Annotated in this window: 9 protein-coding genes; 1 reads left to right on the top strand and 8 read right to left on the bottom strand. The window is 36.3% G+C overall.

The window, feature by feature from the left end; translation table 11 throughout:
* Positions 1-624: 624 nt before the first annotated feature.
* From JOD14_RS10430 to dnaE, 8 genes are all read right to left on the bottom strand, one after another.
* Complete coding sequence (locus tag JOD14_RS10430) at positions 625-2,109, bottom strand: HAMP domain-containing sensor histidine kinase (RefSeq protein ID WP_204654732.1); 1,485 nt, start codon at positions 2,107-2,109, stop codon at positions 625-627.
* Positions 2,106-2,792, bottom strand: coding sequence for a response regulator transcription factor (locus tag JOD14_RS10435; RefSeq protein WP_204654733.1), 687 nt, complete (start codon positions 2,790-2,792; stop codon positions 2,106-2,108). Before JOD14_RS10435 ends, JOD14_RS10430 begins: the two co-directional genes overlap by 4 nt.
* A gap of 136 nt (positions 2,793-2,928) precedes the next feature.
* Positions 2,929-4,350, bottom strand: coding sequence for an NADP-dependent phosphogluconate dehydrogenase (gene gndA / locus JOD14_RS10440; protein WP_204654734.1), 1,422 nt, complete (start codon positions 4,348-4,350; stop codon positions 2,929-2,931).
* Between the two features lie 189 nt (positions 4,351-4,539).
* Complete coding sequence (rpmF, locus tag JOD14_RS10445; RefSeq protein WP_204654735.1) at positions 4,540-4,719, bottom strand: 50S ribosomal protein L32; 180 nt, start codon at positions 4,717-4,719, stop codon at positions 4,540-4,542.
* Positions 4,720-4,775: 56 nt separating this feature from the next.
* Positions 4,776-5,339 carry a YceD family protein gene (locus tag JOD14_RS10450; protein WP_204654736.1) on the bottom strand — a complete coding sequence of 188 codons (564 nt, stop codon included), beginning with the start codon at positions 5,337-5,339 and terminating at the stop codon, positions 4,776-4,778.
* A gap of 134 nt (positions 5,340-5,473) precedes the next feature.
* Positions 5,474-7,240, bottom strand: a complete 1,767-nt coding sequence (gene pyk / locus JOD14_RS10455; RefSeq protein WP_204654737.1) for a pyruvate kinase — start codon at positions 7,238-7,240, stop codon at positions 5,474-5,476.
* A 65-nt stretch (positions 7,241-7,305) separates the two neighbouring features.
* Positions 7,306-8,268, bottom strand: a complete 963-nt coding sequence (gene pfkA / locus JOD14_RS10460) for a 6-phosphofructokinase (protein ID WP_204654738.1) — start codon at positions 8,266-8,268, stop codon at positions 7,306-7,308.
* Positions 8,269-8,457: 189 nt separating this feature from the next.
* Complete coding sequence (dnaE, locus tag JOD14_RS10465; protein ID WP_204654739.1) at positions 8,458-11,793, bottom strand: DNA polymerase III subunit alpha; 3,336 nt, start codon at positions 11,791-11,793, stop codon at positions 8,458-8,460.
* A 174-nt stretch (positions 11,794-11,967) separates the two neighbouring features.
* Here dnaE and JOD14_RS10470 point away from each other — a divergent pair, with 174 nt between their 5' ends.
* Complete coding sequence (locus JOD14_RS10470) at positions 11,968-12,147, top strand: YjzD family protein (RefSeq protein ID WP_204654740.1); 180 nt, start codon at positions 11,968-11,970, stop codon at positions 12,145-12,147.
* Positions 12,148-12,173: the final 26 nt, after the last annotated feature.

Consider the following 12,173-nt stretch of genomic DNA (forward strand, 5'->3'; position numbering starts at 1 on the left):
CAAACTCTCATAAAAAATTTGAAACAACTTTGCAGTTGTTAAGCTCATAAATTAACGTTGCTAGCATTTTTGCTTGCTTTGTATGTTTGCTTCTAGATTAAAATAGAAGTCCTACACATTTGGTTCGTTTGCTTGCTTTGTTCAGTTTTCAAAGGTCTACATCATTGCGTTAGCAACTTTTATATCATATCAGGTTAACCCGCGAAAGTCAACACCTTTTTTTAAAAGTTTTTTTCGAATGGTTCTTAAAGAACACTCTCTGCTAACAACAACTCTGTTATAATAACAAATTTAATGTTATCTGTCAACACCTTTATTATATTAAAAACATTAATGTTTCAACAATGTTTTCACTTCTTAAAAGTCCGACTTCGTTATATTATCATCATTAACCATCCTCGTCAACTACTTTTTTTATTTTATTTTATAAATAAAATTATCAATATAGTCACTCAAGAACAATACTTAATATAACAATTATTAATATAAAAATCAACCATTATTCTAATTATTTTAAAAAAATTAAACCGAAGTGAATATTAATACTTCACCCACCTCGGTTCGTTCGATTAAATCAAACAAAAAAGCTTTTTTCACTTTCAATCAATATAAATGTTCGTCATTCTATTTTTCTTCTTCTCCAACAATCGGAATGAAGAAACGGAAAATCGTCCCTTTCCCTAAACTGCTTTCCACAAAAATACTTCCTTTATAGCTATCAATTAGTTTTTGTGCAATTGAAAGCCCTAGCCCATTGCCACCTTTTGTTCGCGCACGTGCTTTATCGACACGATAAAATCGATTGAAAATTTTATCCACATCTTCAGGCGGGATTCCCTCACCAAAATCTTGTATGGCAATTTCTATTTTTTTTAAATTACTCGAGATAGAAACATGAACCTCTTTACGATTCGTTGAATATTTTACTGCATTATCCATTAAAATGATTAGCAATTGCTCAAAGTGATTGCGATAAATTTTCAAAACTTTTTCAGAGTATAAATCATCATCCAACGTAAAAACAAATTCGGGATAAATCATTCGGAAATTATTAACGACTTGATTAACAACTTCTTTAGCGTTGGTTCGTTCGTTACTATAATGAACGTTCACTTGCTCTGCACGCGATAAATCTAACATTTCTTGAACTAATGTTTTCATTCTTTTAATTTCTTGTATACTAGCAGAAAGAGATTCCTCTAAAACTTCAGGATCATCTTTCCCCCACCGGTTTAATAATTTCAAGTGACCTTCAATTACAGCAACTGGTGTTCTCAATTCATGAGAAACATCTTCAACAAACCGTTCTTGAAGTTCGGTATACGAGCGCATTCGGTCAAGCATTTCGTTAAATATCTCGGCTAAATCAGCTAATTCATCATTTGTATCTAGTTCTGGCATATAAATATCAGCTTGTGGATTTCGCCTAATCTTTTCCATTGTATCACTTAAAAGTTTTAATGGTCTTAAGTAGTAGGCAGATAACAAATAACCTAAGATGCTGCTTAAAACTAAAGAAACCCCTTCAAGAATAATTAAAATAGAAATTAAACGATTTTTAATTGCATAATAGGTCGTTAATTCATAGAAGGTTTGAACATAACCAATCAACTCACGCGTTTCTTTTGAATAAATCGGTTGAACTAACAAAAAACCTTCTCTCCCATCAATCATTTCAATTGTCGCTTGTTTTGGCTCGCTTTGAAAAAGAGGTGTTTTTGTTTTATTCGTTGAGAAAACAAGTTCTTCATATGGATTATAAACAAATAAATTAAAATCTGGATGGCCAACCTTTGAAATAAACGGATCCACATCGACAAACATCCCATCCATATTAACGATATTCGAGTCTTCACTCTTTATAATCGAACGATAGGCAGATCTAAAATTGAGCGGTTGATTTTGATTTGCAAGCCGAGAGGTCACTTCATAGGTAGCTTGCTCAATCGTTCGTCGCTCTTTTGCTACATACAAATTTACCGAAGACTTATAGGTAATTACTGCGAAAATCGTAAAAACAACAAAGATAAAGAAAAAACTGGCAAAAGCCCACTTTATAGTTAAAGAAGGCCTTTTTAATTCTTTTATATTTTGTTTCAATGGGCTCATGAGCGCATCACATAACCGGTCCCGCGAACTGTCTGAATATAACTTTCTTCTCCTGCTACATCAATTTTATTTCGTAAGTAACGAATGTACACATCGACAACGTTTGTCTCAACTTCTGTTTCATAACCCCAAACTTTATTTAATAAGACGTCTCGAGCAAGTACGACATTGACATTTTCCATTAAAGTTAATAATAGTTCATATTCTCGTTTGGTTAGTTCAATCATTTCTGAACCACGACGAACCACACGATTTTCTTTTTCAATTGTTAAATCACGATATGTCACCGTTGTTTGTTTGACAATATTTTTATCACCTTCAATATCAATACGACGAAGTAGCGCTCGCAATCTAGCTAAAAGTTCTTCAATCGCAAATGGCTTTACAATATAATCGTCGGCCCCATGATCTAGACCTGAAACACGATCGATAACTGAATCTCTAGCCGTCATCATAATAATTGGTGTATTTTTTGTTTGGCGGATACGGCGACAAACTTCTAACCCATTTAATTCTGGTAACATCAAGTCTAGTAAAATCGCATCCCAATCTTTACTTAAGGCAGCATCTAAACCTGTGCGTCCATTATAATGAACTTCCGTTAAATACCCTTCATGTTTTAATTCTAACTCGACAAAACGAGCTAGGTTTTTCTCATCTTCAATAATTAATATTTTCCCCATTCAAACCCATCCTTTATTAAATTATATAAAACGGTCTTTCATGCCTCTTTGATTTTACCATGTAAGCACAAAATTAAAAAGAGATTCGTATACCAATCAATGGAAATACGCCTCTCTTTTTAAGGTTTAACAAATATTATTTTTCATCATACCATGAATAGTGGAAAATACCTTCACGATCAACGCGTTCATAAGTATGTGCACCAAAGTAATCGCGTTGTGCTTGTATTAAGTTTGCTGGCAAACGTTTTGCGCGATAAGAATCAAAGTAAGCAATAGCAGATGCAAATGTTGGTACTGGAACACCCGCTTGAACGGCTAACGAAACAACTTCACGAACAGATTGTTGGTATTTTTCAGTTATTTCTTTAAAGTAATCGTCAAGTAGTAAGTTTGCTAAATCTTCGTCATTGTCATAAGCATCGGTAATTTTTTGTAAAAATTGTGCGCGGATAATGCAACCTGCACGCCAAATTTTTGCTATTTCACCAAATGGCAAATTCCAATTATATTCTTTTGAAGCCGAGCGAAGTTGTGCAAAGCCTTGTGCATAACTCATAATTTTACTAAAATATAAAGCTTGACGAATTTTTTCAACTAATTCTTTTGTATCGCCAGTATATTCAAATTTTGCCGGGCCTTGTAATACTTCACTAGCAATGACACGTTCTTCTTTATAAGCTGAGATGTAACGAGCAAAAACAGACTCCGTGATTAGGGGCAGTGGCACACCTAAATCTAACGCGCTTTGGCTTGTCCATTTACCGGTGCCTTTATTTCCAGCCGCATCTAAAATGACATCAACCACTGGCAATCCTGTATCTAAATCATCTTTACGAGTTAAGATATCGGCCGTAATTTCAATCAAGAAGCTATCTAACTCGCCTTGGTTCCATTCATTAAAAATTTCTGCCATTTCATCAACCGAAAGGCCTAAAATATTTTGCATTAAGTCATAAGACTCCGCAATCAACTGCATGTCACCATATTCAATTCCATTATGCACCATCTTAACGTAATGACCCGCTCCATCAGGTCCGATATATGTTACACAAGGAGTCCCATCTTCGGCTTTGGCTGAAATTTGTTCTAGAATTGGTGCCACTAATTCATAGGCTTCTTTTTGTCCACCTGGCATAATGGAAGGTCCTTTTAATGCACCTTCTTCTCCACCAGAGACACCTGTACCTATAAAGTTGATACCAGAGTCGGCTAACTCTTCACTTCTACGGATTGTATCTTGGAAAAAAGTATTCCCACCATCAATTAAGATATCCCCTTTATCTAAGTGAGGAAGAAGCGCCTGGATTGTCGCATCGGTTCCGCGACCAGCTTGGACCATCATCACAATTCTACGAGGTTTTTCAATCGCGGCTACAAACTCTTCTACTGAATAAGTCCCAAATAAGTTCTTATCAGGGTTCTCATCAAGAACTTCTTGTGTTTTTGATCCTGTACGGTTATATAACGCAACGGAATATCCTCGGCTCTCAATGTTAAGCGCTAAGTTTTTCCCCATTACTGCCATCCCTACAACACCGATTTGTTGTTTCGTCATTTATTTTCCCCCTAATCAATGATTGGATTTTTCTTACTATTTGTTATTATAGCTTAAAACAAGTGCAAATTAAACAAAACTATTAAAATCTGATGAATTTATTTTTTATCTCTATCATTTCATAAAAAATAAACCTTAGGCTCCATGGTTAGCCTAAGGTTTAAAATAACTTTTTCCGAAAAAAAGTTATTAAGCTTCTTTAGTAGATACGTTTTTACCGTCATAATGACCGCAGTTCGAACATACATGGTGGCTTTTTTTCATTTCACCACAGTTTGAACATTCACTTACACCGTTAATTGATAACTTGTAGTGTGTACGACGTTTTGCTTTTTTTGCTTTTGATGTCTTTCTAGCTGGTACTGCCATTTGCTACACCTCCTTGTAAATGAAAACAACCGAAATGGCTGCGATATATTCCAATCTTAGCGATTATCTTCGTCTGAGTTTTCAAACAAACTTGATAATTTCGCAAGACGAGGATCCACTTGGGACTCTGCTTGTGATTCTTTCATTTCTAAATACTCTTCTTCAGATAAAACAGCCCAGTTCTCTCCTTTAGGAAGAGTCGTTGCGCGTTTTTCTTCTTCCGTGAGTACTTGTAACGGAATCTCAAGTAATAGGTTATCAGCAACTGATTCACTTAAATCGAGCGTTTGAGTTTCTAGTAGTAAAATCTCTTCTTCTTTCATTCGTTCGTCTTTATGCTGAAATTGCTCTGGTGTCATAAACACTTCATCGACGGTAAATATAATCGGTAAAGCAACGGGCTCTAGAGAACGCGTTGAAGGTAATGTCATTACTGTTGAAAGTGTGTAATGTAAAATATATTCGGTTGGATTCACCGAAACAATGCCTTTTACTTCAACAGGTGCTAAATCAATTATCTCTTTATCTCTTGCTTTTAATTCGTCTTTTAAATCAAGTGTTGTCTGAAACGTTAGCGGTTGTTCTTGGTATCTTCTAAGCTCTAATAACGACCATTTCATATTATCACCTCTAAGCAACAAAAGCTATTATACAGGGCTTCGTTTTCTTTGTCAATGAAATTTTCTTGACAGTTAAATTTGAAAAAAACAGAGCTGGACAATTGCTGACCAGCCCTAGTCTTTTTAAAGAATTACTAGATTGCAGTTGCTTCTCCACGGTAGATAATTCCACGACGAGGGTCCACTGTAATCAATTCACCATCTTTAATAATTGATGTTGCGTCTTTCGCACCGACAACAACTGGTAAATCTTTTGCAATACCAACAACTGCCGCATGAGAAGTTAAGCCGCCATCTTCAACAACTAAAGCAGCTGCTTTTTCAATTGCTGGCATATAATCTTTATCTGTTGTTGGTACAACTAATACCATACCTTCTTTTGCTTTTGCAATTGCTTCTTCTGCACTGTTTGCAACAACAGCATTCGCTACGACTGAACGGCCACCAACGCCTTGCGCTTCGATTAAACGAGAACCGATTAATTGAATTTTCATTACGTTTGTTGTACCGCGTTCGCCAACTGGAACACCCGCAGTAATTAAGATTAAGTCACCTTCTGAAGCAAAGCCTAGTTCAACTGCTTTTTTAGAAGCTAAGTCAAACATTTCATCTGTTGTTGTTGGTTTTTCCGCAACAGTCGGATAAACTCCCCAGTTAAGTGACAAACCACGTTTAATACGCTCATCAAAAGTAACTGCTAAGATATCTGCATCCGGACGGTATTTAGAAATCATTTTAGCTGTGTATCCAGATTCAGTTGCAGCAACGATACATTTAACGCCTAAGTTCTTCGCCGCACGAGCAACTGCTAAACCAATTGTTTCAGTTACATCTGATTTATCAAATTGATTGATTTGGTAAGTACCTAATTTTAACATTGTTTTTTCAGCTTCTTGGTCAATACGAGCCATTGTTGCAACTGCTTCTACTGGGTAAGATCCGTTTGCAGACTCACCTGAAAGCATGGTTGCATCTGTACCATCAAAGATTGCATTGGCAACGTCTGAAGCTTCTGCACGTGTTGGACGTGGGTTTTGTTGCATTGATTCTAGCATTTGTGTTGCCGTAATAACTGCTTTACCAGCTGCATTACATTTTTTAATGATGTCTTTTTGAACCATTGGAACAACTTCTGCTGGAATCTCAACTCCTAAGTCACCACGAGCAACCATGATACCATCAGAAACTTTAATGATTTCATCAATGTTGTCAATACCTTCTTGAGATTCAATTTTAGAAATAATTTGAACATGATTCATGTTTGTTTCTTCTAAAATTTCACGAATTTCTAAAACGTCTTGTGCTTTACGAACAAAACTTGCTGCGATAAAGTCAATATCGTTTGCTAAACCAAAACGAATATCAGCTGCGTCTTTTTCCGTAATTCCTGGCAAGCTGATTGAGATTCCTGGAGCATTTACGCCTTTACGAGAACCTAAAACACCTGCATTTAATACTTTTGTTACTAATTCACGATTCGCTTCGTCTTTTTCAACGATTTCCATATCGATAAGACCATCATCAAATAAGATGTGTCCACCTACATGAGCATCTTCAAATAAACCTGGATAAGTCACAGCAATTTTTTCTTTTGAACCTTCTAATTGATCATCCATTGAAATACGAACAACATCACCGATTGAAAATTCGATTTTACCGTTTTCAGTCCCTTGTACTGTTGTACGAATCTCTGCACCTTTTGTATCTAATAAGATACCCACGCTTTTACCCGTTGCTTTTACCGCGTCACGAACTAAGTTCATACGTGCTAATTGCTCTTCGTGGTCACCATGTGAGAAGTTAAAACGAAAAACGTTTGCTCCTGCCTCGATTAATTGAGAAATAATTTCAACTGAGTTACTTGCTGGTCCTAATGTACTAACAATTTTTGTTTTTTTCATGAAAAACTTACCCCTATTCGTTTATTTTAAATAGCATAAAGCCGTTTAATTCTTTAATGATACAATTAAAACGATAATTCTTGGTTTAAATCATAAAGAGATAGATCTGGTTTGTGCTTGCCGTTTTCTAAAGTATCAACAATATCTGATGCAATCACTTTGTTGTCCATCATACCAACACAAAGTCCACCTTTACCTTCTCTTAATAAATCGACCGCAAAGCCACCAAATTTACTTGCTAATACGCGGTCACGTGCAGTTGGTGAACCGCCACGAACGATATGACCTAAAATTGAAACACGTGCATGGAAATCACCATGTTTTGAAAGTTTTTCAGCAAATTCATTCCCGCCCATTACGCCTTCTGCTAGAACAATCAAGCAGTGTTTTTTACCGCGGTCTCGGCCTTCTTGAATTCTTGTTGCTACTTTTTTCATATCAAAATCATGTTCTGGAATAATGATTTCGTCTGCGCCACCAGCAACGCCTGCCCATAAAGCAATGTCGCCTGCATCTCTACCCATTACTTCAATAATAAAAGTACGTACGTGAGATGTTGCGGTGTCACGGATACGGTCCATTGAATCCAAAACGGTATTAATCGCTGTATCAAACCCGATTGTAAACTCTGTTCCAGGAATGTCGTTATCAATTGTCCCAGGAACGCCAACAGCTGGGAAGCCGTGTTTTGTTAAAGCAAGTGCACCATGGTAAGAGCCATCTCCACCAATCACTACTAAGCCTTCAATACCGAATTTTTTTAATTGTTCGATACCTTTTAATTGACCTTCTTCTGTCGCAAATTCTGGATAACGTGCCGAGTAAAGGAATGTTCCACCACGTTGGATCTTATCACCAACATCAGCGATTTCTAAACGACGGATATCTCCTGCAACTAAACCAGCAAAACCATAGTTAATTCCAAATACTTCCATCCCGTTAAAGATTGCTTTACGGGTAACCGCGCGGATTGCTGCATTCATACCTGGAGCATCCCCACCACTGGTTAAAATACCAATGCGTTTCATACTGTTTTTCACCTCATCAAAATTTAAATATTTAGTTGGTAGTTGTTCTTATTTTTACCCACAACTAGCATTTTAACATTTTATTATTAAAAAGTCTTGAGTTATCGTAAAAAAAACCAAAAAACTTGAAAGCGAATGTAAATTTACTGAAAGCGTTTCTCTAATATTAATTGAAACTTTTTTTATTCTTTACTGCAACACGATGTTTCCTTCGCCAAAAATCGCAAGCAACTCTGCGACTGTTTCTTGATTTTCTGCCAAACCTTTTGGTGAGTCTATCAATACTTTTTTACCCGTTTCTGCATAAAATAATAGAATGGAAGCTTCTCCTGGATATTTTTTTCTGATTTTTTGAAAAGCTGCAATATTGGTTTCATTATTTTTTTCTTCTGTAATTTTTATATAATATCTTTTCCTCGCTAGTTGGGCCTCTATTTCTGTTGCTAGGTGAATTTGATAGGCAATGACTTGTAGCTGTCCGTTATAATTACTTCTTTGAACTTTCCCTTCAATTAAGTAAACTTGACTTTCTTCTAGCTTCTTACGAATTTCACGGTAGAGCTCAGGGAAAACCGTCACGCGAATTGAGTCGGTCTCATCGTTTCCTTCGATGATTGCCATTCGCTCGCCTCTTTTTGTGCGAAGTTCGCGAATCTCCCTTGCGTAAAGTAAGATATTTACTTTTTGTTCTTCGTAAAGTTCGTTTAGTGGTACTATTTGTTTTTTTTGATAGATTTTTTTATACTGATTATTCGGATGGCCTGAAAGATAAAAACCTAAGTACGTTTCTTCATAAGCTAAACGTTCGGCTAAAGAAAATTCAGCAACGACTCTTTCCTTCAATTCGAGCATCGATAACAGTTCCATACTACCACCACTATAAAGGATATTTTGAATTTTATCACTTAGTTGGGTCAATAACTGATTACGATTTGGAGTTAATTCATCAAAAGCACCAACTAAAATTAACGGTTGAATCAATTCTTCTTTTAACCATTTGGCATGATTGGCATTTAAACGGTATAAAAATTGTTCAAAAGAAAGATAGGGACCACTCGCATTCCTTTCCCGAATAATCTCTTGAATAAAGTCACGACGTAATCCTTTAATACTACCTAAACCAAAGCGGAGTTGCGTTAAACTCGTTAAACGATAACCATAGCTACTCGCATTAATCGAAGGCGGTAAAATTTGGATTTGAGCTTTTTTCGCTTCAAAAATATATTCTTTAATTTTTTCGGGCTGATTTTGCGTCACCTGTAGAAGTGCCGCGTAAAACGGTCCTGGAAAATGCGTTTTTAAATAGGCCATCTGAAAAGCGATAACGGAATAAGCAAAGGCATGAGAACGGTTAAAGCCATAGTTGGCAAATTTTTCAATATATTGGTACACTTCTTCGGCTTTTTCGCGTGTAAAACCTTGCTTTTTTGCCCCTTCAACAAAATGGATTCGCTCTTCATCGATCAAACTCGCTTTTTTCTTACTAATTGCTCGACGCAAAATATCTGCTTGGCCTAAACGATAACCCGCCATGACAGCAGCGACTTGCATAATTTGTTCTTGATAAACAATAATGCCGTATGTATTTTTCAAAATCGAAATCAAACGATGATCTGGATAAGTAATTGGCTCTAGGCCTTTTTTACGTTTTACAAAAGAATCAATGTTCTCCATCGGACCTGGCCGATACAACGCGTTTACGGCAACAATGTCCTCAATATTTTCTGGTTGTAATTTTTTTAAGACTTTGCGAATACCAGGTGACTCAAATTGAAAGATGCCCGTTGTTTCTCCTGTTTGAAATAATTGAAGTGTTTTAGGATCGTTTAAAGAAATTTGATTCAATCGGAATGTTTCTTTTTGTAACTTTTTAATTGATTTTAATGCATAATCAATGATGCTTAAATTTTTCAGTCCTAAAAAATCCATTTTTAATAAACCAATTTTTTCAACATCGTTCATTGTATATTGCGTCAACCATAATGCACCTGCACCTGCTTGTAGCGGAACCAAGTCAAGTAAGTTTTGATCAGAAATAACAACCCCTGCGGCATGGGTAGAAACATGCCGCGGCAGCCCCTCTAACGTTTGAGCCACTCGGAAAATTTTTTGAAAACGTTCATTGGTATTCACTAACGCTTGTAGGTTTTTTGATTTTTGATAAGCTTGGTCTAACGTGACGCCTAACTCTTTAGGAATTGCAGCCGACCAACGATTGGCTTCACTTTGAGATAAGCCAAACACGCGGCTAACATCTCTTAAAACCATTTTTGCGGCCATCGTTCCAAAAGTAGCAATTTGTGCAACGTGTTCTTGTCCATATTTATCCTTTACATACTGAAGCATTTCTTCACGACGATAATCCGGAAAATCTAAGTCAATATCGGGCATTGTTTGTCTTTCTGGATTTAAAAAACGTTCAAAAAGCAATTGGTGTTCAATCGGATCCACTTCTGTAATTGACAAAGTATAAGCAACTAAAGAACCCGCTGCCGAACCACGACCTGCTCCTGTTACAATTCCTTGTTCATGAGCAAATCGCATTAAATCCCAGATAATTAAAAAGTAATCATCAAAGCCCATTTTATGAATAACCGCCAACTCATAATCTAACCGTTCGTAGTATTCTGCTCCAGGCTTAACAACGCGCTTTGCTAATTCACCATAACATAATTGTTTCAAATAAAGCGGAGGGTTGGTATTTTTAGGTAATGGAAATTGTGGCAAAAGCTTTTGATTTAATTGCAGTTGAATATTACAATTTGATGCTAATTTTACCGCATTGTTTAAAGCGAGCGTTTCGTTGGCTTCTTCGTACCATTTTTCAAAGCTATCTTTTGAAACAAAGTAATTTTTTGGTTGGAATTCATATATTTCACTACGTAAATCTTGAATTTTTGTTCCTTCTTTTATGTGGTTGGCAACTTGTACCGCAAAACTATCTTCTTTTTTTAATGCGCGAATCTCATGATAAGCAAGCGGAGCAATACCATGCAAACGATAAAACGAAATAAGTTGAACAGGTAAGACTTCTTGGTAAGGGACACCGTAGTATAAGTTTTCTTTCCCAAATTTTTCTTGTAACAGATCGACAAATCGTGTGGCGTTTTCGCTAGCGTCGATTTCATTTTGTTTTAAATAACCACTCAACTCATTTTCCTGCGGCAGTAGTATCACTAAATTTTCAGTCGTCGTAATCTCTTGCAATGTTATCTGCCCATAAATTTTTTTATGACTTGAAATTTTTATCAATTGACTTAGCCCTTGGTTATTTTTCGCGTATACATACAGCGACGCAAGCTTATTTTGTTCGGTTGTATAGTGCACCGTTAAACCAATGATTGGTTTAACGCCTTCTTTTTCGCATACCTCAACAAATGCCAACATGCCATGAAGGTTATCAATATCAGTGATGCCTAGTTGGCGATACCCTTGCTCTTTTGCTGTTTTTACATAGTCAGGCAGCTTGATGGTGCTTTGTAATAATGAATAAGCGGTAATCGTTGTTAATTGTGGCGTTGACATTTTCCCCCTCCTCACTTTATTTCTTGTTTTATTTTTTAGTGTAAAAGATCATTATTGTCCTTCATCCAATTGAATTGGAAATGGTATTTCGATTAATTTTCTTTTAACTTCCCAGGTTTTATGTTAAAATGCACTTGCTTTGATTTTATATCACTTTAGAAAGAAGGTGTCGAATTGCGCTATATTATGACAATTTTCTGGGCATTTGCACTCGGTCAAGTGGTTGGTTACTTAGGCAGCTCCTTGAGTGGCCAGACTTATGATTTTGCATTGACAACCATTTTTTCTTTAATTGTAGGCCTACTCATTATTGTACTAGGTCATGTTGCAACACCAAAAGAACAAAAGGTTTAAACGCCCTGATTTAAAAGACAAGCCTC

The sequence above is a fragment of the Enterococcus lemanii genome (assembly GCF_016909125.1).
GTDB classification, from domain to species: domain Bacteria; phylum Bacillota; class Bacilli; order Lactobacillales; family Enterococcaceae; genus Enterococcus_I; species Enterococcus_I lemanii.

Excerpts from the sequence above, each read along its gene's own strand:
- JOD14_RS10430 (WP_204654732.1), bottom strand. The coding sequence starts at position 2,109 with ATGAGCCCATTGAAACAAAATATAAAAGAATTAAAAAGGCCTTCTTTA.
- JOD14_RS10435 (WP_204654733.1), bottom strand. The coding sequence starts at position 2,792 with ATGGGGAAAATATTAATTATTGAAGATGAGAAAAACCTAGCTCGTTTT.
- gndA (WP_204654734.1), bottom strand. The coding sequence starts at position 4,350 with ATGACGAAACAACAAATCGGTGTTGTAGGGATGGCAGTAATGGGGAAA.
- rpmF (WP_204654735.1), bottom strand. The coding sequence starts at position 4,719 with ATGGCAGTACCAGCTAGAAAGACATCAAAAGCAAAAAAAGCAAAACGT.
- JOD14_RS10450 (WP_204654736.1), bottom strand. The coding sequence starts at position 5,339 with ATGAAATGGTCGTTATTAGAGCTTAGAAGATACCAAGAACAACCGCTA.
- pyk (WP_204654737.1), bottom strand. The coding sequence starts at position 7,240 with ATGAAAAAAACAAAAATTGTTAGTACATTAGGACCAGCAAGTAACTCA.
- pfkA (WP_204654738.1), bottom strand. The coding sequence starts at position 8,268 with ATGAAACGCATTGGTATTTTAACCAGTGGTGGGGATGCTCCAGGTATG.
- dnaE (WP_204654739.1), bottom strand. The coding sequence starts at position 11,793 with ATGTCAACGCCACAATTAACAACGATTACCGCTTATTCATTATTACAA.